Origin of the sequence: Trinickia violacea (genome assembly GCF_005280735.1) — a bacterium.
Classification (GTDB): domain Bacteria; phylum Pseudomonadota; class Gammaproteobacteria; order Burkholderiales; family Burkholderiaceae; genus Trinickia_A; species Trinickia_A violacea.
This window is the reverse complement of sequence record NZ_CP040077.1, coordinates 4,124,329-4,145,980: the sequence shown is the minus strand read 5'-3', so window position 1 is coordinate 4,145,980 and position 21,652 is coordinate 4,124,329. Positions and strand designations below refer to the sequence as shown.

Sequence of the window (21,652 nt, the reverse complement as noted above, 5' to 3'; positions counted from 1 at the left end):
TAACGCCGCTGCGCCGGCGCAAAAAAACCGCTCCTCGGAGCGGTTTTTTTTATGCGCGCGGCGTTCTTCGCATCGCTTCGATCAGCGCGAAGCCGAGGCGGAAACCGGCAGCGGCGCCTCGTTCGTCTCGGCCGATCGCGGCGGCGTCGGAAAATGCACCCCGGCGCGCTGAGCCGCTGCCGCGATGTGCGCTTCGATCGCGCGCCCCGCGCCCTCGCTGTCGCGTGCTCTCAGCGCATCGAGAATGGCGCGGTGCTCGTGATACGTCGACAGCAGCAACTCGCGCTGATAGAACGGCAGGCGCTGGCTCTCCTTCATGATTTCGGCGCTGCCGCGCAAGACCGTATCGATCGCCGAATTGCCCGCGATCCCGATGATGCGCATATGGAACTCGAAGTCGAGCTGCGAGGCTTCGTCGAGGTCGCCATGGGTGAGCGCGGCGTGCAGCGCATCCATGTTGTCGTCGAACCAGGCGAGGTCGGCATCGCTGATCGCGAGGGCGGCCATGCGCGCTGCGAAGCCTTCGAGCGCGTAGCGCATCTGATACGTGTCCGGCAGCGACGATTGATCGGCGAAGCGCCAGGCGTGCCCGTTCATCGCCGTCGCGCTTTCCACGTAGACACCCTTGCCCGCGCGGATCGTCAGCATGCCGAGCGCCTCGAGCGTCGACAGCGCTTCTCGCAGCGACGCGCGGCTGATCTCCAGTTCCTCCGACAATTGCCGCTGCGCCGGCAACAGGCTGCCAACCGGATAGAGCCCGGATTCGATGCGTTCGCGGATCGTCGAGGTGGCGGCGTCGGTGACGGTATGCGTGACGTTCTTCATCTTGCTAAGCACTCCAACTGGTCTGACCACCATTGTAGTCCTCCGCTGGCTGCATGCAAATCGAACTGGTCTAACCGGCCTGGACTGCAACGGAAATGCCTGATTCGGCACGGGTAAACACTGTTGGGGCGCGGCTTGACGCGACTATATCGGCTTCCTACTATTCAGCATAACTGCTCTGGTCCGACCAGTATGAACAGTTAAACTGATCCCTTCTCTTCTCATCTGGAGAAAGCCGTGTCGAAGTTCTTCAATTCGTTGTTTGGCCGGGTGATGATCGCGCTGGTCGCGGGCATCGTGATCGGCGCGTTTTTCCCGCACTTCGCCCAATCGCTACGGCCCCTCGGCGACGGCTTTCTCAAGCTGATCAAGATGGTGATCGGGCCGATCGTGTTCTGTGTCGTCGTAAGCGGCATGGCTAGCGCAGGCAATCTGAAGAAGGTCGGCCGGGTCGGCACGAAGGCGGTGATCTACTTCGAGTTCATGACCTCGATCGCGCTCGTGATCGGCGCGGCGCTCGCCTACTTCCTGAAGCCGGGCGTGGGCATGAACATCGACCTGCACTCGCTCGACGCCTCCGCGCTCACGACCTACACCGAGCACGCGAAGAGCCTCAAGGACGTGGCCGGCTTTCTGCTGAAGATCATCCCCGACACGGCCATCGACGCGTTCGCGAAGGGCGACATCCTGCAAGTGCTCGTGTTCTCGGTGCTGTTCGGCTCGGCGCTGTCGCTGCTCGGCGAGAAGGCGCAGAAGGTCAACACGCTGATCGAGGAGCTCTCGCACGTGTTCTTCCGCGTCATGGGTTTCATCATCAAGCTCGCGCCGCTCGGCGTGCTGGGCGCGATCGCGTTCACGACGGGCGCCTATGGCGTCGGCTCGCTCAAGCAGCTCGGCGTGCTGGTGCTCGTCTTCTACGCGAGCTGCTTCGTGTTCGTGTTCGTCGTGCTCGGTATCGTGATGAAGCTCGCGGGCTTCAACATCTTCAAGATGATCCGCTACCTGCGCGAGGAGCTGTCGATCGTGCTCGGCACCGCTTCGTCGGATGCCGTGCTGCCCCAGGTCATGCGCAAGCTCGAATGGATGGGCGTCAAGGATTCGACGGTGGGCCTCGTGATTCCGACCGGCTACTCGTTCAACCTCGATGGCTTCTCGATCTACCTCACGCTCGCCGTCATCTTCATCGCGCAAGCCACCAATACGCCGCTGTCGATGCATGACCTGATCGTCGTGGTGCTCGTCTCGCTCGTGACGTCGAAGGGCGCGCACGGCATCCCCGGTTCGGCGATCGTGATTCTGGCCGCGACGCTGTCTGCGATTCCGGCGATCCCGGTGCTCGGACTCGTGCTGATCCTGCCGGTTGACTGGTTCGTCGGGATTGCCCGTGCGCTCACCAATCTGATCGGCAACTGCGTCGCGACCGTGGTCGTCGCCGTGTGGGAGAAAGATATCGACCGCGTGCGTGCCCATCGTGTGCTGAACCAGGAGCCGGACGTGCGCTTCATTGCGGGCGTCGACGAAGGCGGCGCGACCGAAGGCGTACACGGTGCGCCGGCGGCCCCGGCTGTCTGAGCCGCCCACGCATCCCTGGCGACCCACCGCTTTCTTACGTTTCCAGACGGGCAGGCCATAGAACTTGCCCGCCGCCATTCACCGGAGATTCAACCGCATCATGGCCATTCCGACTCTCGACCCCAACGCCCCCTCGTTCACGCGCCGCTACCTGAACCTCGCCGACCCGCGCCTCGGCGCCAAAGCGATCTTCGCGAGCGACGAATTCTTCGCGCCGAAAGAGCGCATGCTCGACCCGCAACCGGCGGTCTTCATCCCCGGCAAATATGACGATCACGGCAAGTGGATGGATGGCTGGGAGACGCGCCGCAAGCGCACCACCGGCTACGACTACTGCATCGTGAAGCTCGCGCGGCCGGGCACGATCTACGGCGTCGATGTCGATACGAGCCACTTCACGGGCAACTTCCCGCCGGCCGCTTCGATCGAAGCATGCTATGCCGACGGCGACACGCCGGCCGATAACGCCCAATGGCACGCGATCGTGCCCGCGACGACGCTGCAAGGCAATCAGCACCATTACCTCGAAGTGACGGACGTGCGTCCCTATACGCATCTGCGCGTGAATATCTACCCGGACGGCGGCATTGCCCGGTTGCGCGTGTACGGTCAGCCGACGGTCGATTGGAGCCGTGCGGAGCGCGGCGTGTCGGTCGATCTGGCGGCGGCGGAGAACGGCGCATATCTGGTCGCCACGAACAACCAGCACTTCGGTCTCGCCTCGACGATCCTGATGCCGGGCCGCGGCGTGAACATGGGAGACGGCTGGGAGACGCGGCGCCGGCGCGAGCCCGGCAATGATTGGGCGATCGTCGCACTGGCGCATCCGGGGGTGATCAAGCGCGTCGAAGTCGATACGGCCCACTTCAAGGGCAACTTCCCGGACCGCTGTTCGCTGCAGGCGGCGCGCGTCGCGGGCGGCACCGACGAGTCGTTGATCACCCAGGCCATGTTCTGGCCGGTGCTGTTGCCCGAGCAGCCGCTCAAAATGGACAACGTGCATACCTTCGAGGCCGAACTGGCCGCGCTCGGTCCGGTGACGCACGTGCGCTTCAACATCTTCCCGGACGGCGGCGTGTCGCGCCTGCGTCTGTGGGGCGAAATCGAGTAACGAGGCAGCGATGAATACCCTCCATGTGGAACGGCTCACGCGCGAGGCGTTCGCGCCGTTCGGCGACGTCATCGAGCTCGCGGGCGCGCGGCACTTCCCGATCAACGGCGGCACGACCGAGCGCTTTCACGATCTCGCGACGGTCGACGTGACAGAAGCGGGCGGGCGCCCGCTCATCAACGTGTTTCGCGGCCAGCCGCGTTCTCTGCCGCTCGACGTCGCGCTCATGGAGCGCCACCCGCTCGGCAGTCAGGCGTTCATTCCGCTTGGCGACGTGAAGTACCTCGTCGTCGTGGCGCCCGCGGGCGAGTTCGATCCGGCGCGGATGCGCGCGTTCGCGGGCGAAGGCTTTCAGGGCGTGAACTACGCTCGAGGGGTCTGGCACCATCCGCTGATCGTGCTCGAGCGGGAAGGGGACTTCATCGTCGTCGATCGCGGCGGCAATCAGCCGAATTGCGATGAGGTCACATTGATTGAGCCGTATCGGCTGGCGTTCGACGAAGTCCTCGCTCATTGAGCGTGGTGCAAGCCGTTACACCGCCGCTGGCCTCGCCGACACGCGAGGCCAGCGCGAAAAAGCCGCCCGTGGGCGGCTTTTTCGCATCCTTGACGCTTGATTCGTACGCTCAGTGCTTGCGATGCGGGCAGTTTTCCTTGGTGCAAGCCCCGTACAACGCGAGCGCGTGCTCTTGCAGCTTGAAGCCGCGCTCCTTGGCGATCGATTGCTGGCGGCTTTCGATTTCGGGGTCGAAAAATTCTTCTACGAGCCCGCAGTCGAGGCAGACCAGGTGATCGTGGTGCGTGCCTTCGTTGAGTTCGAACACGGCCTTGCCGGACTCGAAGTTGCTGCGCGACAAAAGTCCCGCTTGCTCGAATTGCGTGAGCACGCGATAAACCGTCGCGAGCCCGATATCGAGCTCTTCATTCAGCAGGCTTCGGTAAACGTCTTCAGCGGTGAGGTGGCGCACCGCACTGTGCTGAAAAATCTCGAGAATCTTGAGGCGCGGTAGGGTCGCCTTGAGCCCGATATTCTTGAGATCGGTCGGATTGGTCATCGGTAGGCATCCCTAGAGTACAATGCAGGGTTCTAATAGTAATGTGTTTTTGCTGTTCCGGTCATCTTCGGTGTAACTCGCGCGGCCTCTTCAGCCTTTCCAGGCGGGCCCGCACGGTGAGTGAAATGATTCCAAATTTTCTTTTGAACCGGGGGAGCCGCGTGCGGGGTACCTTGATCGTAGCCGCCGCGGTGGCGGCCCTCGCGGGATGCTCGACCTACAACAGCGTCACGCAGCGCATCGCGCAATCCATCACGCCCTACCGGATTACCATCGTCCAGGGCAATTTCGTGTCGTCGGAAATGGCGGCGAAGATGCAGGTCGGCATGTCGCGGGATCAGGTGAAGGCGCTGCTCGGCACGCCGCTGCTCTCGGACATGTTCCATGCCGATCGCTGGGACTATCTGTTCTATTTCAAGCGCGGCTCGACGTCGATCGTCGAGCAGCGCGACTTCGTCGTGAACTTCCAGAACGACCGGGTCGCGAGCTGGTCGGGTGGCGACAACCTGCCGTCCAATCTTGAATTGCTCGCCGACATCGACGGCGACAAGCTCGGCAAGAAGAAGGCTGCGAAGGAAAAGGCCGTGGAAGCGGCGCTCGAGGCCAGCCAAGCCGCCGCGGCAAGCGCTGCGAGCGCGGCGTCGGCGTCGGCTTCTCCGGCGCCGCTCGCGACGGTCGCCTCGCCGACGGACGAAGCTGCGCAGGCAGGCTCGCTGCCGGCAACCGCCGCGAACGCGCAGGCGGCCCAGGCTGCCAACCGCGCCACGGGCCAGATCACGTCGACGCCGACCAACCGGCCGTCGGTGACTGTGCCGCCGTCCACCGCGGGCATGACGCCGGGCGCCGCACCGCTGCAGGGCCAGCCGCAGTTCCAGTTCCACCGGCCGTCGCCGAACGAGCCGGATAACAGCAACCCGGTGGGCCCGACGGGCCCGCAAAGCAGCGATGGTTCCTCCTCGCGCAGTCAGCCGGTGACGTCATCGTCGCAAGGCACGCAGGGAACGGGTGGCTGAAAACGCGGTCAAGTGACAGGCGGGCGCACGTCATGTGCCGCCCGCCTTCGTTCTTTGGGCGGTGCCTTGGCCGATCGACATTCGTCGTAACTCGTCGTTTTTACGCGCGTTTTTACGTGTATTGCTCATGAAAATTGCCATTGCTGGCGCATCGGGCCGGATGGGCCGGATGCTCATCGAAGCGGTCTTGAACGACCCGGACGTCACGCTTGCCGGCGCGCTCGATCGCGCAGGCTCTCCGCAGCTCGGCCAGGACGCCGGCGCATTGCTCGGCAAAGAGACGGGTGTCTTGCTGACCGACGATATCGACCGCGTCTTCGCCGCTGCCGATTACCTGATCGATTTCACGCGGCCGGAAGGCACGATGACGCACGTCGAGGCAGCGCTGCGCCACAACGTGAAGCTCGTGATCGGCACCACCGGTTTCGACGACGCGCAAAAAACCCGGCTGCACACCGCCGCCGAGAAAATCGGCATCGTGTTCGCGCCGAACATGAGCGTCGGCGTGAACGTCACGCTGAAACTGCTCGAGTTCGCCGCGCGTGCGTTCGCGACCGGCTACGACATCGAGATCATCGAAGCGCACCATCGTCACAAAGTCGATGCCCCGTCGGGTACCGCGCTGATGATGGGCGAGGTGGTCGCCCAGGCGCTCGGCCGCGATCTCAAGGACTGCGCCGTGTATGGCCGCGAGGGCGTGACGGGCGAGCGCGATCCGTCGACGATCGGCTTCTCGGCGATTCGCGGCGGCGATATCGTCGGCGATCACACGGTGCTCTTCGCCGGCATCGGCGAGCGCATCGAGATCACGCACAAGTCGTCGAGCCGCGTGTCGTATGCGCAAGGCGCGCTGCGCGCGGTGCGTTTCCTCGCGGGCCGCGAGACCGGCCTCTACGACATGCAGGACGTGCTCGGCCTGCGCTGAGCCGCTCCCGCGTTTATTCCTGACGGCGCCCGACAGCGTTTTAACCCCCGATGGCAAACACCGGCATTCTTCACTACCTGCAAACGAGCGACGCCGTCACGCACGGTGTCGCGTATCTGTTGCTGGCGATGTCGGTGGCGAGCTGGTGCTTCCTGATCGTGAAAAGCTGGATGCTCGCGCGCGCGAAGCGCCAGGCGCCCCGCGCGCTCACGCTGTTCTGGCAGGCGTCGACGCTCTCCGATGGCGTGCTCGCCTTGCGCTTCGCCGATAAGGAGCGCGTGTTCGCGCCGCTCGCCGAAGCCGCACTCGAATCGGCCGAGGTGCACACGCCGGGCGCGCTGCTCGCGCGCGTCGAGCGCAGCGAGCGGGTGCTGCGCGCGCTGCGTCAGGCGCTCGCCGCGTCGCAGCGGCGGCTCGAGTTCGGGCAGGTGCTGCTTGCGTCGGTCGGCAGCACGGCGCCGTTCGTCGGCTTGCTCGGCACGGTCTGGGGTATCTATCACGCGCTCGGCAGCATTGCGGCGAGCGGTCAGGCGATGATCGAGAACGTCGCGGGGCCGGTCGGCGAGGCGCTCATCATGACGGCGTTCGGCCTCGTCGTCGCCATTCCCGCCGTGCTAGCGTACAACGTGCTCGGGCGCATGGCGCGGCAATTGTCCGAAGAGCTCGACGGTTTCGCGCACGATCTTCACGTGTACGTCTGCGCGCCGCAGGACGCCGCGCCGCACGAGGCGGCAGCGTCGCGCCGCGTCGAGGCGTCCTGAGCGGAAACTGGACCCAAGCGGACCCAAGCGGAGAGCACGGCATGGCATTCGGCGGACTCGACAAGAAGCAGACTGCCGCGCCGATGGCGGACATCAACATGACGCCGCTCATCGACGTGATGCTCGTGCTGCTCGTCATCTTCATCATCACGGCGCCGCTTTTCACGCACGCGATCCGGCTCGACTTGCCGAAGGTCGCCTCCGCCCCGGCGCGCCAGACCCCGAACACGATTTCGCTGTCGATCGACGCTGCCGGCAAGATCTACTGGGACGGTCAGCCGATTTCGCTCGATGCCATGCGCGCGAAGTTCGTCGCGGCGGGCAAGCTGGCCGAGGCGCCCGAGATCCATCTACGCGCGGCGCGCGCGACCCGCTACGAGATCATCGCGCAAGTGATGGGCGCGGCGCAGCAGGCGGGGCTCGAGCGCATCGGCTTCGTGACCGAACCGCCGGGCGCGAGCGCGCCGGACGCAGCCAATCCGTAGCGGGCCGGCGCTTCGGGTAATCCCGCGCGAACGGTATAATCAGCCCTTTCCCCGCGCTGGTCAGGCGACAGGGAACCCGCATTTCAGCCGCATTTTCGACCGCATTTCGACATTTAACAGCCACACCCAACGCGCCCGGTGCCGCCCGCACCGCCGGGCGCAACAGGGCGTGAACGCACAGCCAGCCCGAACCACACCATGCAAGAAAGATACTTACCCGCCGATGTCGAAGCCGCCGCCCAGCAAGACTGGCGCGCCGCCGATGCCTACAAGTCCGCAGAAATCGCCGGTAAGCAGAAGTTCTATTGCGTCTCGATGCTGCCGTATCCGTCGGGCAAGCTGCACATGGGGCACGTGCGGAACTACACGATCAACGACGTGATGTACCGCTATCTGCGGATGAACGGCTTCAACGTGCTGATGCCGATGGGCTGGGACGCGTTCGGCATGCCCGCCGAAAACGCTGCGATGGCCAACGGCGTGCCGCCCGCGAAGTGGACCTACGACAACATCGCGTACATGAAGGGGCAGATGCAGTCGATGGGCCTGGCGATCGACTGGTCGCGCGAAATCGCCACCTGCAAGCCCGAGTACTACAAGTGGAACCAGTGGCTGTTCCTGAAGATGCTGGAAAAGGGCATCGCGTACAAGAAAACGGGCACCGTGAACTGGGACCCTGTCGATCAGACCGTGCTCGCGAACGAGCAGGTGATCGACGGCCGCGGCTGGCGCTCGGGCGCACTCGTGGAAAAGCGCGAGATCCCGATGTACTACATGCGGATCACGCAATACGCCGATGAATTGCTGCACGACCTCGACGGCCTCGGCTGGCCCGAGCGCGTGAAGCTCATGCAGCAGAACTGGATCGGCAAGAGCTTCGGCGTGAACTTCGGCTTCCCGTACGAACTCGACGGCGAGCACAAGCTGTTGCGCGTGTTCACGACGCGTGCGGACACGATCATGGGCGTCACGTTCTGCGCCGTGGCCGCCGAGCATCCGCTCGCCACGCATCTTGCGAAAGGCAAGCCCGAGCTGCAAGCGTTCGTCGACGAATGCAAACGCGGCGGCGTCGCGGAAGCCGACGTCATGACGATGGAAAAGAAGGGCATGGCGACGGGCTTTTTCGTCAAGCATCCGCTGACGCAGGAGCCGGTCGAGGTGTGGGTCGGCAACTACGTGCTGATGACCTATGGCGAAGGCGCGGTGATGGGTGTGCCGGCGCACGACGAGCGCGATTTCGCGTTCGCGAAGAAATACGGTCTGCCGATCAAGCAGGTCATCGCGCTCGAAGGCCAGCAGTACTCGACCGACGCGTGGCAAGAGTGGTACGGCGACAAGACGGCCGGCGGTGTGTGCGTGGCGAGCGGCAAGTACGACGGCATGGGCTATGACGCGGCCGTCGACGCCATCGCCGCCGATCTCAAGTCGCTCGAGCTCGGCGACAAGCAGATCACCTGGCGCCTGCGCGATTGGGGCATCTCGCGCCAGCGCTACTGGGGCACCCCGATCCCGATCATCCACTGCCCGGCCTGCGGCGACGTGCCGGTGCCGGAACAGGACCTGCCCGTCGTGCTGCCGGAAGACCTCGTGCCGGACGGCACCGGCAACCCGCTCGCGAAATCGGCCGCGTTCGTGAACTGCACGTGTCCCAAGTGCGGCGCACCGGCCAAGCGCGAGACCGACACGATGGACACCTTCGTCGATTCGTCGTGGTACTTCTACCGCTACGCGTCGCCCGACGCGGCGACGATGGTCGACGCGCGCACCGACTACTGGATGCCGATGGACCAATACATCGGCGGCATCGAGCACGCGATTCTGCACCTGCTGTACTCGCGCTTCTGGGCGAAGGTGTCGCGCGACCTCGGCCTCGTCGAGTTCGGCGAGCCGGCGAAGAACCTGCTCACGCAGGGCATGGTGCTCAACGAAACGTTCTACCGAGAAGACGCGTCGGGCAAGAAAATTTGGTACAACCCGGCCGACGTCACCGTCTCGCACGACGACAAGGGCCGCCCGGTCGGCGCGACGCTGAACGCGGACGGCCAGCCGGTCGTGCTCGGCGGCATCGAGAAGATGTCGAAGTCGAAGAACAACGGCGTCGATCCGCAGTTGCTGATCGACCAGCACGGCGCGGATACCGCGCGCCTCTTCACGATGTTCGCGGCGCCGCCCGAGCAGCAGCTCGAGTGGTCGGGCGCGGGCGTCGAGGGCGCGAGCCGCTTCCTGCGGCGCGTGTGGGGGTTCGGCTTCGCGAACCAGGCGGTGCTGCGCGAGCGCGGCGCGTTCGACGCGGCGACCCAATCGGACGCCGACAAGGCCGTGCGTCGTGAAATCCATAGCGTGCTGAAGCAGGCCGATTTCGACTATCAGCGCTTGCAGTACAACACGGTCGTTTCGGCGGCGATGAAGATGCTCAACGCGCTCGAAGGCGCGAAGGAAGCGCAAGGCGCGGTGCTGCGCGAGACGTACGGCATTTTGCTGCGCGTGCTGTACCCGGTTGTGCCGCACGTCACGCATCAGCTGTGGAGCGAGCTCGGTTACGCCGGCGAATTCGGCGGTCTGCTCGATGCGGCGTGGCCGAAGGTCGACGAGCAAGCGCTCGAGCAAGCCGAGATCGAACTCGTGCTGCAGGTGAACGGCAAGGTACGCGGCGCGCTGACGGTTGCAAAGGACGCATCGCGCGAGGCGATCGAGCAAGCCGCGCTTGCGCACGAGATGTTCGAGAAGTTCGCCGAAGGCCGTCCGCCGAAGAAGGTCATCATCGTGCCGGGCCGCCTCGTGAACATCGTGGCCTAAGAATGAGCCGGGTGCCGCGCGGCGGGTTTCGCCGCGCGCCTCGCCACTGCGAACCAAGGAGGTCATGTGACTCGCAGATCGTTTTTGACGCTTGCGTGCAGCGTGATGGTGCTGTCCGCATGCGGCTTCCAGTTGCGCGGACAGCAGGACTACGCGTTCAAGCGGCTCGCCATTGCCGGCGCGCCGGCGCCGGTCGCGGCGCGCCTGACGCGCATGGTGCAGGGCGGCAGCGATACGGTGGTCGTCGAGTCGACGGCCAATGCGGATGCGATTTTGACGATGTCGGAAGGGCGTGGGGTCAGCACGCTGACGATGAACTCGCAGGGTCTCGTCGAAGAGTATGAAATCAGCTATTCGCTGAGCTACCAGCTTGTCGGCAAGGATGGAACCGTTCTGATCCCGCAGAGCATGATTGCGTTGAATCGGGCCATGACGTATAGCAACCAATACGCAACGGCAAAGGGTGCGGAGGTCGATTTGCTGATTGCCGACATGCAGAACGATGCCGTCGATCAGCTCACGCGCCGGCTTTCACTGGTGCGCTCGCTGCATCCGGCGCCGGGGCAGCAAGTGCCTTCTGTTGCGCCGCGCATCCCGTTGCCGTCGCCGCCGCTTTGATCGGTTCTTTTATTCGATATCGCTAATCGCACGCCCTCATGCAATTGCGACTTGACGCTCTCGAACCGCATCTCGCGAAGGGACTGGCGGGCCTGTACGTCGTGTACGGCGACGAGCATCTGCTCGCCCAGGAGGCGTGCGACCGCATCCGCGCGACGGCTCGCGCAGCAGGCTTCACCGATCGCTCGGTGTTCACCGTCGAGCGCGGTTTCGACTGGAGTTCGCTGCTCGGCGCGAGCCAGTCGATGTCGCTGTTCGGCGACCGGCAACTCGTCGAGTTGCGCATCCCGTCGGGAAAGCCCGGCAAGGAAGGCGCCGACGCGCTGAAGACGCTCGCGTCGTCCGGCAATCCCGATGTGCTGACGCTCGTCACGCTGCCGCGTCTCGATGCGGCGACGCAGAAAGCCGCTTGGTTCACTGCGCTCGCCGACGCGGGCGTGGCGCTCAAGATCGATCCCGTCGAACGCGCGCAGCTGCCGAACTGGGTGGGTCAACGCCTGGCGCAGCAGGGCCAGCGCGTCGCCGCCGGCGAAGAAGGGCGGCGTGCGCTGCAATTCATCGCGGAACGCGTCGAAGGCAACCTGCTCGCCGCGCATCAGGAAATTCAAAAGCTCGGCTTGCTCTATCCGCAAGGTGTGCTGAGCTTCGAGCAAGTGCAGGACGCGGTCCTCAACGTCGCGCGCTATGACGTTTTCAAGCTGAACGAAGCGATGCTAGCGGGCGATGTCGGCCGGCTTGCGCGCATGCTCGACGGATTGAAAGGCGAAGGCGAGGCGGCGGTCCTGGTGCTGTGGGCGATCGTCGAAGAGCTGCGCACGTTGCTGCGCATCAAGCGCGGTGTCGAGGCGGGCAAGCCGCTGGCCATGCTGCTGCGCGAGAACCGTGTGTGGGGACCGCGCGAGCGGCTCGTCGGGCCGGCGCTGTCGCGCGTGACCGAATCCGCGTTGGAGAAGGCGCTGTCGCTTGCCGCGCGCCTCGATCGCCAGGTCAAGGGCTTGTCGGGCTCCGCGTCCGACCGTCGCAACGAGCTGCCGCCAAACCCATGGGACGGGCTGTTCGAACTGGCGATGACGGTTGCGGCGCCAGGCCGATCCGCGCCTCGCCCGCCATCGGGCACGCCGCCGCGACCGCCGGCACGACGCGCCGCCTGACGAATCACCGGCCGGCGACGCTGAGCGGAACGCGTCGCGCCACGCTACAATCGACTGCTAATCGGGTTCAGATGGAAGCGTCGATGTGCGACGCCGGTTTGCACGGCATCGTTTGACCGCTCGCCTGTTTCTGTATTTCCGCCAATTTGTATGCACGTGCCCTCATGCATTCGCGCGGCACGACGAGAATCACCATGGATATCGACCAATACATGACCGGCCTCGGCCGCCGGGCGCGCCAGGCATCGCGTGCGATGGCGCGAGCCACCACCGCGACGAAGAACGCGGCTCTCGAAGCGATCGCGCGGGGAATCGAGCGCGATGCACAGGCGCTGAAGGACGCGAATGCCCGCGACGTCGCGCGTGCCCGCGACAAGGGCCACGATGCCGCGTTTATCGATCGCCTGACGCTCTCGGACAAAGCGCTGAAGACGATGGTCGAAGGTTTGCGCCAAGTGGCGGCGTTGCCCGACCCGATCGGTGAGATCAGCAATCTGAAGTACCGCCCGAGCGGCATCCAGGTCGGCCAGATGCGCGTGCCGCTCGGCGTGATCGGGATCATCTACGAATCGCGCCCGAACGTGACGATCGATGCAGCCGCGCTGTGCCTGAAATCCGGCAACGCGACGATTTTGCGCGGCGGTTCGGAGGCGCTCGAATGCAACACGGCGCTCGCGAAGCTGATCGGCGAAGGGCTCGAAGCGGCTGGCTTGCCGCAAGACGCGGTGCAGGTGGTCGAGACGGCCGATCGCGCGGCGGTCGGCAAGCTGATCACGATGACCGAATACGTCGACGTGATCGTGCCGCGCGGCGGCAAGAGCCTGATCGCGCGCCTCATCGAAGAAGGGCGCGTGCCGATGATCAAGCATCTGGACGGTATCTGCCACGTCTATGTCGACGATCGCGCGGATCTCGCGAAGGCGCTGAAGGTTTGCGACAACGCGAAGACGCATCGCTACGGCACCTGCAACACGATGGAAACGCTGCTCGTCGCACGCGACATCGCGCAAAAGGCGCTGCCGCCGCTTGGTGCGATGTATGCGGAGAAGGGCGTCGAGCTCCGTGTCGATCCGGGGGCGCGCAACGTGCTGAGCGGCGCCCCGGGGATTGCGCCTGGCTCGCTCGTCGATGCAACCGAAGAGGACTGGCGCACCGAATATCTGGCGCCCGTGCTCGCGATCAAGGTTGTCGACGGTCTCGATGAAGCGATCGAGCACATCAACACCTACGGCTCGGCGCACACGGACGCGATCGTCACCGAAGACCACGACCGCGCGATGCGTTTCCTGCGCGAGGTCGATTCCGCGAGCGTGATGGTGAACGCCTCGACGCGCTTCGCCGACGGCTTCGAATACGGCCTCGGCGCAGAGATCGGCATTTCCAATGACAAATTGCACGCGCGCGGGCCCGTGGGCCTCGACGGGCTCACTTCGCTGAAGTACGTCGTGCTTGGGCATGGCGAAGCGCGTCAATAAGAAAAACGAACTCAGGCCGTCCGATGCTCTGGATCAAGACCTTTCACATTGTTCTGATCGCTTCCTGGTTTGCGGGCTTGTTCTATCTGCCGCGCATTTTCGTGAATCTCGCCATGGAAACGGAGCCGGCCGCGGTGCGGCGGCTCCTCGTCATGGCGCGCAAGCTGTATCGCTTCATGACGCTCATCGCGGTGCCGGCCATCGCGTGCGGGCTGTGGCTGTGGCTCGTGGTCGGGATCGGTCGCGGGCAGGGGTGGATCCATGCGAAGCTCGGCGTGGTCGTGCTGCTCGTGATCTATCACGCGTACTGCGGGCATTTGCTGGCTGCGTTCGAGCGCGGGGAGAACCGCCGGTCGGACAAGTGGTACCGCTTCTTCAATGAGCTGCCGGTGCTGGGCATGCTGGCGGCGGTGGCGCTGGTGGTGCTGAAGCCGTTCTGAGTGGGAAAGTCAGGCGCTACCCGCCTATGTCCCCGCGCCAATCCGCCTGCGCGTAATGGTCTCCTTGGCCTTCCCCAGTTTGTCGACAAGCTCGGGGCCGCGCTGCAGTGCCACCCCCACCGCCAAAATATCGCCGATCGCCAAATGCGACATACGCGATGTCATCGGCGAAAACACATCCGCCTCTTCGGCGATATTCGCGGAGAGACTCACGGTCGCGATCTGCGCGAGCGGCGAGTTGCTGTGTGTAATCGCGACGACCTTCGCGCCGCACGCGAGCGCCGAGCGCGCGGCGTCGACGATGTCGCGCGTGCGGCCCGTGTTGGAGATCGTCACGACAACATCACCCGCGCCCAGTAGCGCCGCCGACATCGAATAAGTATGAGGATCGGCGTAGGCCACGCTGGGGATGCCCAGGCGGAAGAACTTATGCTGGATATCCTGCGCGGCGATTCCAGACCCACCCGCGCCGTAGAACTCGATGCGCGACGCATGCGCGAGCAAGTCGATTGCTGCCGCGATGCTGTCCGTCGACAGGCTGTTGCGCACTTCGATCAGCGCGCCGATCGTCCGGTCGAAGACCTTGGCGATCACGCCCGGCGCGGGCTCATCGGGGCGCACGTCGCGATACACCGACGGCACGCCGTGCGCGATGCTTTGCGCCAGCCGGATCTTGAACTCGCGAAAACCGCTGCACCCGAGCGCATGGCAAAAGCGCGCGATCGTCGGCTGGCTGACGCCCGCGCGTTCCGCGAGCTCGGTCATCGCGAGATCGAGCACCTCGCGAGGGGCGTCGATCACGTAGTCGGCCAGTTTGCGTTCGGATGGGCGCAACTGCGCACGCATCGATTCGATTCTAGAGAGCATGGTGGGCGTAGCCGCGGCGCGCGGCGAGGCGAAATCGTTCGATAGAGTATCGTCGTTTTTGTGTAGAAAATCTACATATTCAGGTGTGGCCGCTTCCGCAGCCGCATGACGGTCCGATTCTTTTATGGTGCGCCGCACAAGCGAAGAGGCAGCGACATTGGTCAGCCGAGCGCCACAATGCCGGTATAAGGCAGTTCCACAATCCCCTCACATCCTGATTGATTGCATGTAGTTTTTCTACTAAACTCCTGACTTCCGGTCGAACTTGCGGCCGTCCTCACGATCCCATCTACTCGCGCGCCTCGCTGCCGCGCGGACTCTCAGGAGCGTCTGTCCATGGCCTCGCCGCATTCCACGCTGACCACCGTCACCAAGCGCATCGTCGAACGCAGCAAGCCGACGCGCGCGGCCTATCTCGCGCGCATCGACGCCGCGCAGGGCCGCTTCCCGGCACGCGGCGCGCTGTCGTGCGCGAATCTCGCACACGGTTTCGCGGGCCTCGAAGGCAACGACAAGCTCGTCATCAAGCAGATCCGCCAGCCGAATATCGGCATCGTGTCGGCGTACAACGAAATGCTGTCCGCGCACGCGCCGTACATCACGTACCCCGACATCATCAAGCAGGCCGCGCGCGAAAACGGCGGCGTCGCGCAATTCGCGGGCGGCGTGCCGGCGATGTGCGACGGCGTCACCCAAGGCAACGCAGGCATGGAGCTGTCGCTCTTTTCGCGTGAAGTGATCGCGATGAGCACGGCCGTCGCGCTCACGCACAACATGTTCGACGCGGCGCTGTGCCTCGGCATCTGCGACAAGATCGTGCCGGGCCTCCTGATCGGCGCGCTGCAGTTCGGCCATCTGCCGACGATCTTCGTGCCCGCCGGTCCGATGACGAGCGGCCTGTCGAACGATGACAAAGCCAAGATCCGCCAGCAGTTCGCGACGGGCAAAGTGGGACGCGATGCGCTGCTCGAGGCGGAATCGGCCGCTTACCATGGCCACGGCACCTGCACGTTCTACGGCACCGCGAACAGCAACCAGATGCTGATGGAGGTGATGGGCCTGCATCTGCCGGGCTCGGCGTTCGTTCACCCCCACACGCCGCTGCGCGACGCGCTCACGGCCGCCGCCGCGCGCCGGGTGCTCGATCTCACCGCCGAGCGCGGCAACTACACGCCGATCGGTCACGTCATCGATGAAAAGTCGATCGTCAACGGCATCGTCGCGCTGCTCGCGACGGGCGGCTCGACCAATCACACGCTGCACCTCGTCGCGATTGCACGCGCGGCCGGCGTCGTGATCGACTGGGACGACTTCGACGCGCTCTCGCAAGCCGTGCCGCTGCTCGCGAAGATTTACCCGAACGGCAAGGCCGACGTGAACCACTATCACGCCGCGGGCGGCATGGCATTCCTGATCCGCAATCTGCTGGAAGGCGGCTTGCTGCACGACGACGTGACGACGGTCGCCGGCAAGGGGCTTGCGCACTACACCGAGGAGCCGAAGCTGATCGACGGCCAATTGAAGTGGGTGCCGGGCGTCGCCGAGAGCGGGGATGCCAACGTGTTGCGCCCGATCGGCGAGCCGTTCCAGGCGGACGGCGGCCTGCGCCTGATGCAAGGCAAGCTCGGGCGCGGCGTGATCAAGATCTCGGCAGTCTCGCCCGATCATCGCAAGGTGACGGCTCCGGCGATCGTCTTCGATTCGCAGGAAGCTGTGCAGGAGGCGTTCGACAACGGCGAGCTGAAGCGCGATTTCGTCGCCGTGGTGCGCTTCCAGGGCGCGCGTGCGAACGGCATGCCGGAGCTGCACCGGCTGACGCCGCTGCTCGGCGTGTTGCAGGATCAAGGTTTCCACGTTGCGCTCGTCACCGACGGGCGCATGTCCGGCGCGTCGGGCAAAGTCCCGGCGGTGATCCACGTCTCGCCCGAGGCGCTGCTGGCCGGCCCGCTCGGCAAGGTCCGCACGGGCGACACGATCGTGATCGACGCCGAAGCGGGCGTGCTCGACGTCGAGGTCGATGCGAACGAATGGGCCGCACGCGAAGTGGCCGCGCCCGCGCATCAGGCGGAAAACGAAGTCGGCTTCGGCCGCGAATTGTTCGGCGTCTTCCGTTCGGCCGCGGCGCCGGCGGAAATGGGCGCTTCGGTGTTCGGTCCGCTCGTCGGCGAGACGGCTGAACAAGCGGCTCATGTACGTCAATGACGCACACCCATAAGGAGGCATGCAAATGAAGACGGTTAGCGAAATCGTACGTCTGGGTCCTGTGATTCCGGTGCTGGCATTCGACTCGGCCGAGCAGGGCGAGCACGTGTCGCGCGCGCTCCACGCAGGCGGCGTGAAGGTGCTCGAAATCACGCTGCGCACGGAGGCCGGGCTGCAAGCGATCGAGCGCGCGAGCCAGCTGGCGCCCGATATCGTCGTCGGCGTCGGCACGATCACGAAGCCCGCGCAGTGCGCGCTCGCCAAGAAGGCCGGCGCGCAGTTCGGCGTGTCGCCGGGGCTCACCAAGGAGATGCACCAGGCCGCGCAGGACGCCGGTCTGCCGCTTTTGCCGGGCGTGATGACGCCGTCGGACATCATCGTCGCGATGGAGCTCGGCTACGAGATCGTCAAGTTCTTCCCCGCGCAGCAGGCGGGCGGCGTGCCGATGCTGCAAGCGTTCTACGGGCCGTTCCCGACGCTGAAGTTCTGCCCGACGGGCGGCATTACCGCGGAATCTGCGCCGACCTTCCTGGCGCAGCCGAACGTGGTCTGCGTCGGTGGATCTTGGCTCACGCCGAAGTCCGCGCTCGCCGCCCAAAACTGGGACGAAGTGACCCGCCTCGCGCACGCCGCCACCGAGCTCGCCGCGCATCGCAATTGACCTCGCAGCGTTTCCGCGAGCCAGGTTTCATCTCAAAACCCTCCCAAACGGGCTTTTTGCCCGGTTTGGTGAGGGTTTTTGCTTATGGAACCGGTTCTATCCTCAAAGATTAATCAAAAGTAGAATTCAGCGTTCTTGCATTCGCAAGGCAAGAACGCTTTGCCGCGTCGTGGCGAGGTGCGGCGCGTTGTACGCTAGCGATCGTTGTGCGCGCCGTTTCGCGCCCCCGGCCGAATAATCAAAAAGGAGGAGCTTCATGGGAGCTGTCCAAGGCAGCATGCTGCTGGTCTATACGGTGATCGCCATCGCGGCGCTGATTCTCTTGATCGCCCGCTACAAGGTCTATCCGTTCCTGGTGCTGATCATCGTGTCGCTGCTGCTCGGCCTGGCGGTCGGCATGCCGATGGACAAGATCGTGAAGTCGTTCGAAGCCGGCACGGGCGGCACGCTCGGTCACATCGCGATCGTGGTCGGCTTGGGGACGATGCTCGGCAAGATGATGGCGGAGTCGGGCGGTGCCGAGCGCATCGCGACCACGCTGATCCGTTGGTTCGGCGAAAAGAACATTCACTGGGCGATGATGTTCGTCGCGATCATCGTCGGCCTGCCGGTGTTTTTCGAAGTCGGCTTCGTGCTGCTGATTCCGATCGCGTTCAACGTCGCCAAGCGCACCGGCAAGTCGTTGCTGCTGATCGGCTTGCCGATGGTGGCGGGGTTGTCCGTTGTCCACGGGCTGATTCCGCCGCACCCGGCCGCGCTGCTTGCGGTGCAGGCGTACGGCGCCGACATTGGCAAAACGATCGCGTACGGCCTTATCGTCGGCGTGCCGACGGCCATCGTCGCCGGTCCGCTCTTCGCGTTGCTCATCCATCGGCACGTGAAGCTGCCGGAGAACAACCCGCTCGCTGCGCAGTTTGTCGATACGCATGCCCAAGCGAGCGGGCGCGAGCTGCCCGGCTTCGGCATCACGCTGTTCACGATTCTGCTGCCGGTGATCCTGATGCTCGTCGGCAGCTGGGCCGATCTCGTCTTCACGCCCAAAACGCTGCCGAACAATCTGCTGCATTTCGTCGGCAACTCGGACGTCGCGCTCTTGATCGCGGTGCTCGTGAGCTTCTGGACGTTCGGCGTGCGACGCGGGTTCAATCGCGACCAAATCCAGAAATTCTGCAGCGAATGTCTCGCGCCGATCGCGGGCATCACGCTGATCGTCGGCGCGGGCGGCGGTTTCGGCGGCGTGCTGCGCGACAGCGGTATTTCGACCCAGATCGTCGAGACGGCGAAGCACGCCCATTTGTCGCCGCTCTTGCTCGGCTGGCTGGTGGCCGCGCTGATTCGTCTGGCAACCGGCTCGGCGACCGTCGCGATGACGACGGCTTGCGGCGTCGTCGCGCCTATCGCGTCGGCGAGCGGCATCGTCGTGAAACCGGAGCTGCTCGTGCTCGCGACGGGTTCCGGCTCGCTGATCTTCTCGCACGTGAACGACGGCGGCTTCTGGCTGATCAAGGAGTACTTCGGGATGACGGTGGGGCAGACCTTCAAGACCTGGTCGCTTTGCGAAACCATCATCTCGCTGTTGGGTTTAGGCTTGACCTTCGCGCTCGCGACGGTGCTGTAACGGGTATTGGGATTTAGGAGCAGGAAATGATTTATATCGTGATGGGTGTGTCGGGGGCGGGCAAGACGCGGATTGGCGAGCTGTTGGCGGAGCGTCTGTCGTGCAGCTTTACGGACGGCGACGCTTTCCACAGCGAAGCGAACAAAGAGAAGATGCACCGCGGCATTCCCTTGACCGACGACGACCGCTGGCCGTGGCTCAAGACGATTCGCGCCGCGATCGAAGACAAGCAGCGCGCGGGCGAGACGGCGGTGTTCACGTGCTCGTCGCTCAAGCGCTCGTATCGCGACGTCCTGCGCGGCGGCAATTCCGATGTTCGCTTCGTCTATCTGAAGGGGACGTTCGAGGTGCTCAAGGCGCGGCTCGGCGCGCGTACCGAGCACTTTTTCGACGCGTCGCTGCTGCAAAGCCAGCTCGATACGCTCGAGGCGCCGGGGACGGACGAGGCGATCGAGGTGAGTATCGATCCCACGCCGGAGCAGATCGTCGACAACGTGGTGGCGCAAATCCAGCCACGTTAGGCGACGTTGAAAATCAACGGCTTTCGCGGCCGAGAACGACAAAAGGCGCTCCGAGGAGCGCCTTTTGTCGGTGAGCCGTCTAGCGCGTACTAGTCTAGACCGGCTGCTCAAGCCGTCAGCCGATCCGCTTCGCCAGCTCGACGGCCTTGCCGACGTAAGAAGCCGGCGTCATCGCAAGCAGCCGCTCCTTCGCATCGGCCGGAATCGCCAGGCCGCCGATGAACTGCTGCAGCGCTTCGCGCGTGATGCCCTTGCCGCGCGTCAGCTCCTTCAACTGCTCGTACGGGTTCTCGATGCCGAAGCGGCGCATCACCGTCTGCACCGGCTCGGCGAGCACTTCCCAGCAGTTGTCGAGGTCGTCGTTCAGGCGCTGCGGATTCACTTCGAGCTTGTCGAGGCCGCGGTTCAGCGCGTCGTATGCGAGCAGCGAGTAGCCGAACGCGACGCCCATGTTGCGCAGCACGGTCGAGTCCGTGAGGTCGCGCTGCCAGCGCGAGACCGGCAGCTTGTCGGCGAGGTGGCGCAGCGTCGCGTTCGCGAGACCGAAGTTGCCTTCGGAGTTCTCGAAGTCGATCGGATTGACCTTGTGCGGCATCGTCGACGAACCGATTTCGCCGGCCTTGGTCTTCTGCTTGAAGTAGCCGAGCGAGATGTAGCCCCAGACGTCGCGGTCGAGGTCGAGCAGGATCGTGTTGGCGCGCGCGATCGCGTCGAAGAGCTCGGCCATGTAGTCGTGCGGCTCGATCTGGATCGTGTACGGATTGAACGTGAGCTTCAGGCGCTGCTCCACGACTTCGCGCGAGAACGCTTCCCAGTCGAACTCGGGATACGCAGACAGATGCGCGTTGAAGTTGCCGACCGCGCCGTTCATCTTGCCGAGCAGTTGCACGGCGGCGATGCGGTCGATCGCGCGCGCGAGACGCGCAGCGACGTTCGCGATTTCCTTGCCGAGCGTCGTCGGGCTGGCGGGCTGGCCGTGCGTGCGCGAGAGCATCGGCTGCTCGGCGTGCGCGTGCGCGAGCGCGACGAGGCGCTGGTGCACCGAGCGCAGCGCCGGCAGGACCACGTGCTCGCGCGCGCCGGCGAGCATCAGGCCGTGCGACGTGTTGTTGATGTCTTCCGACGTGCACGCGAAGTGGATGAACTCGCTCGCACGCTCCAGCTCCGGCTGGCCCTTCACCGATTCCTTCAGCCAGTACTCGACGGCCTTCACGTCATGGTTCGTGACGCGCTCGATATCCTTGATGCGCGCGGCGTCGTGCGCGGTGAAGCGCTCGACCAGCTGCAGCAGGAACTGCTCGGACGCTTCCGAGAAGCGCGGCACTTCGGCGAAGCCGGCGCGCGACAGCGCGATCAGCCAATGGACTTCGACCGTCACGCGATGGCGCATGAACGCGGCTTCGGAGAGCCAGTCGCGCAGCGCCTCGGTCTTGGCGGCGTAGCGGCCGTCGAGCGGCGACAGGGCGGTGAGGGCGAAGAGGGTGTCGGGGCGGGTGTCGGACATGATGAGGGCGGGACGGCTCGATGGCCGGTTAGAACAGGGGAGAACCGCGAAT

Annotated in this window: 20 protein-coding genes; 16 read left to right on the top strand and 4 right to left on the bottom strand. The window is 64.8% G+C overall.

What is annotated here, in order from left to right; translation table 11 throughout:
- Positions 1–81: 81 nt before the first annotated feature.
- Positions 82–858 carry a FadR/GntR family transcriptional regulator gene (locus tag FAZ95_RS18905; RefSeq protein WP_175425643.1) on the bottom strand — a complete coding sequence of 259 codons (777 nt, stop codon included), beginning with the start codon at positions 856–858 and terminating at the stop codon, positions 82–84.
- Positions 859–1,062: 204 nt separating this feature from the next.
- On the opposite strand from FAZ95_RS18905, the gene FAZ95_RS18900 reads away from it, so the two are divergent.
- From FAZ95_RS18900 to FAZ95_RS18890, 3 genes are all read left to right on the top strand, one after another.
- Positions 1,063–2,397, top strand: coding sequence for a C4-dicarboxylate transporter DctA (locus tag FAZ95_RS18900; RefSeq protein ID WP_137333844.1), 1,335 nt, complete (start codon positions 1,063–1,065; stop codon positions 2,395–2,397).
- 100 nt (positions 2,398–2,497) lie between these two features.
- Positions 2,498–3,508, top strand: coding sequence for an allantoicase (gene alc / locus FAZ95_RS18895; protein WP_137333843.1), 1,011 nt, complete (start codon positions 2,498–2,500; stop codon positions 3,506–3,508).
- A 10-nt stretch (positions 3,509–3,518) separates the two neighbouring features.
- Positions 3,519–4,025 carry an ureidoglycolate lyase gene (locus tag FAZ95_RS18890; RefSeq protein WP_137333842.1) on the top strand — a complete coding sequence of 169 codons (507 nt, stop codon included), beginning with the start codon at positions 3,519–3,521 and terminating at the stop codon, positions 4,023–4,025.
- A gap of 109 nt (positions 4,026–4,134) precedes the next feature.
- On the opposite strand, the gene fur is transcribed toward FAZ95_RS18890, so the two are convergent.
- Positions 4,135–4,563 carry a ferric iron uptake transcriptional regulator gene (gene fur, locus FAZ95_RS18885; RefSeq protein WP_137333841.1) on the bottom strand — a complete coding sequence of 143 codons (429 nt, stop codon included), beginning with the start codon at positions 4,561–4,563 and terminating at the stop codon, positions 4,135–4,137.
- A gap of 161 nt (positions 4,564–4,724) precedes the next feature.
- Here fur and FAZ95_RS18880 point away from each other — a divergent pair, with 161 nt between their 5' ends.
- The 9 genes from FAZ95_RS18880 to FAZ95_RS18840 all read left to right on the top strand — a co-directional run bounded on the left by FAZ95_RS18880 (position 4,725) and on the right by FAZ95_RS18840 (position 14,227).
- The gene (locus FAZ95_RS18880) at positions 4,725–5,576 is read left to right on the top strand and encodes an outer membrane protein assembly factor BamE (RefSeq protein WP_175425703.1); all 852 of its coding nucleotides are present in this window, start codon (positions 4,725–4,727) and stop codon (positions 5,574–5,576) included.
- 127 nt (positions 5,577–5,703) lie between these two features.
- On the top strand, positions 5,704–6,501 hold the full coding sequence (gene dapB, locus FAZ95_RS18875) for a 4-hydroxy-tetrahydrodipicolinate reductase (RefSeq protein WP_137333839.1): 798 nt from the start codon (positions 5,704–5,706) through the stop codon (positions 6,499–6,501).
- Positions 6,502–6,551: 50 nt separating this feature from the next.
- Positions 6,552–7,262: a MotA/TolQ/ExbB proton channel family protein gene (locus FAZ95_RS18870; protein ID WP_137333838.1), complete on the top strand. Its 711-nt coding sequence runs from the start codon at positions 6,552–6,554 to the stop codon at positions 7,260–7,262.
- A 41-nt stretch (positions 7,263–7,303) separates the two neighbouring features.
- Positions 7,304–7,747, top strand: a complete 444-nt coding sequence (locus FAZ95_RS18865) for an ExbD/TolR family protein (RefSeq protein ID WP_137333837.1) — start codon at positions 7,304–7,306, stop codon at positions 7,745–7,747.
- Positions 7,748–7,945: 198 nt separating this feature from the next.
- A complete protein-coding gene (gene leuS / locus FAZ95_RS18860) occupies positions 7,946–10,543 on the top strand; it encodes a leucine--tRNA ligase (RefSeq protein ID WP_137333836.1) in 2,598 nt (865 codons plus the stop codon).
- A 66-nt stretch (positions 10,544–10,609) separates the two neighbouring features.
- Complete coding sequence (locus FAZ95_RS18855; protein ID WP_137333835.1) at positions 10,610–11,161, top strand: LPS-assembly lipoprotein LptE; 552 nt, start codon at positions 10,610–10,612, stop codon at positions 11,159–11,161.
- A gap of 38 nt (positions 11,162–11,199) precedes the next feature.
- Positions 11,200–12,312 carry a DNA polymerase III subunit delta gene (gene holA / locus FAZ95_RS18850; protein WP_137333834.1) on the top strand — a complete coding sequence of 371 codons (1,113 nt, stop codon included), beginning with the start codon at positions 11,200–11,202 and terminating at the stop codon, positions 12,310–12,312.
- A gap of 194 nt (positions 12,313–12,506) precedes the next feature.
- Entirely contained in the window at positions 12,507–13,787 is a 1,281-nt protein-coding gene (locus tag FAZ95_RS18845; protein ID WP_137333833.1) for a glutamate-5-semialdehyde dehydrogenase, read from the top strand.
- Between the two features lie 23 nt (positions 13,788–13,810).
- Entirely contained in the window at positions 13,811–14,227 is a 417-nt protein-coding gene (locus tag FAZ95_RS18840; protein WP_137333832.1) for a CopD family protein, read from the top strand.
- A gap of 24 nt (positions 14,228–14,251) precedes the next feature.
- On the opposite strand, the gene FAZ95_RS18835 is transcribed toward FAZ95_RS18840, so the two are convergent.
- Entirely contained in the window at positions 14,252–15,094 is an 843-nt protein-coding gene (locus FAZ95_RS18835) for a MurR/RpiR family transcriptional regulator (RefSeq protein ID WP_137333831.1), read from the bottom strand.
- A gap of 336 nt (positions 15,095–15,430) precedes the next feature.
- On the opposite strand from FAZ95_RS18835, the gene edd reads away from it, so the two are divergent.
- The 4 genes from edd to FAZ95_RS18815 all read left to right on the top strand — a co-directional run bounded on the left by edd (position 15,431) and on the right by FAZ95_RS18815 (position 20,096).
- A complete protein-coding gene (gene edd / locus FAZ95_RS18830; protein WP_137333830.1) occupies positions 15,431–17,296 on the top strand; it encodes a phosphogluconate dehydratase in 1,866 nt (621 codons plus the stop codon).
- A gap of 19 nt (positions 17,297–17,315) precedes the next feature.
- Positions 17,316–17,957, top strand: coding sequence for a bifunctional 4-hydroxy-2-oxoglutarate aldolase/2-dehydro-3-deoxy-phosphogluconate aldolase (eda, locus tag FAZ95_RS18825; RefSeq protein ID WP_137333829.1), 642 nt, complete (start codon positions 17,316–17,318; stop codon positions 17,955–17,957).
- Between the two features lie 256 nt (positions 17,958–18,213).
- Positions 18,214–19,575 (top strand): GntT/GntP/DsdX family permease, encoded by a 1,362-nt coding sequence (locus FAZ95_RS18820; RefSeq protein WP_137333828.1) that lies wholly within the window; start codon positions 18,214–18,216, stop codon positions 19,573–19,575.
- Positions 19,576–19,601: 26 nt separating this feature from the next.
- Positions 19,602–20,096, top strand: a complete 495-nt coding sequence (locus FAZ95_RS18815) for a gluconokinase (protein ID WP_137333827.1) — start codon at positions 19,602–19,604, stop codon at positions 20,094–20,096.
- Between the two features lie 115 nt (positions 20,097–20,211).
- Here FAZ95_RS18815 and purB read toward each other — a convergent pair whose 3' ends face one another.
- The gene (gene purB / locus FAZ95_RS18810; RefSeq protein WP_137333826.1) at positions 20,212–21,600 is read right to left on the bottom strand and encodes an adenylosuccinate lyase; all 1,389 of its coding nucleotides are present in this window, start codon (positions 21,598–21,600) and stop codon (positions 20,212–20,214) included.
- Between the last annotated feature and the right edge of the window lie 52 nt (positions 21,601–21,652).

What these genes read in the sequence shown, in the direction of transcription:
- FAZ95_RS18845 (WP_137333833.1), top strand. Translation starts at nt 12,507, where the DNA reads ATGGATATCGACCAATACATGACCGGCCTCGGCCGCCGGGCGCGCCAG.
- alc (WP_137333843.1), top strand. Translation starts at nt 2,498, where the DNA reads ATGGCCATTCCGACTCTCGACCCCAACGCCCCCTCGTTCACGCGCCGC.
- purB (WP_137333826.1), bottom strand. Translation starts at nt 21,600, where the DNA reads ATGTCCGACACCCGCCCCGACACCCTCTTCGCCCTCACCGCCCTGTCG.
- eda (WP_137333829.1), top strand. Translation starts at nt 17,316, where the DNA reads ATGCAAATGAAGACGGTTAGCGAAATCGTACGTCTGGGTCCTGTGATT.
- FAZ95_RS18835 (WP_137333831.1), bottom strand. Translation starts at nt 15,094, where the DNA reads ATGCTCTCTAGAATCGAATCGATGCGTGCGCAGTTGCGCCCATCCGAA.
- FAZ95_RS18820 (WP_137333828.1), top strand. Translation starts at nt 18,214, where the DNA reads ATGGGAGCTGTCCAAGGCAGCATGCTGCTGGTCTATACGGTGATCGCC.
- FAZ95_RS18905 (WP_175425643.1), bottom strand. Translation starts at nt 858, where the DNA reads ATGGTGGTCAGACCAGTTGGAGTGCTTAGCAAGATGAAGAACGTCACG.
- edd (WP_137333830.1), top strand. Translation starts at nt 15,431, where the DNA reads ATGGCCTCGCCGCATTCCACGCTGACCACCGTCACCAAGCGCATCGTC.
- dapB (WP_137333839.1), top strand. Translation starts at nt 5,704, where the DNA reads ATGAAAATTGCCATTGCTGGCGCATCGGGCCGGATGGGCCGGATGCTC.
- FAZ95_RS18890 (WP_137333842.1), top strand. Translation starts at nt 3,519, where the DNA reads ATGAATACCCTCCATGTGGAACGGCTCACGCGCGAGGCGTTCGCGCCG.
- holA (WP_137333834.1), top strand. Translation starts at nt 11,200, where the DNA reads ATGCAATTGCGACTTGACGCTCTCGAACCGCATCTCGCGAAGGGACTG.
- FAZ95_RS18870 (WP_137333838.1), top strand. Translation starts at nt 6,552, where the DNA reads ATGGCAAACACCGGCATTCTTCACTACCTGCAAACGAGCGACGCCGTC.
- leuS (WP_137333836.1), top strand. Translation starts at nt 7,946, where the DNA reads ATGCAAGAAAGATACTTACCCGCCGATGTCGAAGCCGCCGCCCAGCAA.
- FAZ95_RS18865 (WP_137333837.1), top strand. Translation starts at nt 7,304, where the DNA reads ATGGCATTCGGCGGACTCGACAAGAAGCAGACTGCCGCGCCGATGGCG.
- FAZ95_RS18840 (WP_137333832.1), top strand. Translation starts at nt 13,811, where the DNA reads ATGCTCTGGATCAAGACCTTTCACATTGTTCTGATCGCTTCCTGGTTT.
- fur (WP_137333841.1), bottom strand. Translation starts at nt 4,563, where the DNA reads ATGACCAATCCGACCGATCTCAAGAATATCGGGCTCAAGGCGACCCTA.
- FAZ95_RS18815 (WP_137333827.1), top strand. Translation starts at nt 19,602, where the DNA reads ATGATTTATATCGTGATGGGTGTGTCGGGGGCGGGCAAGACGCGGATT.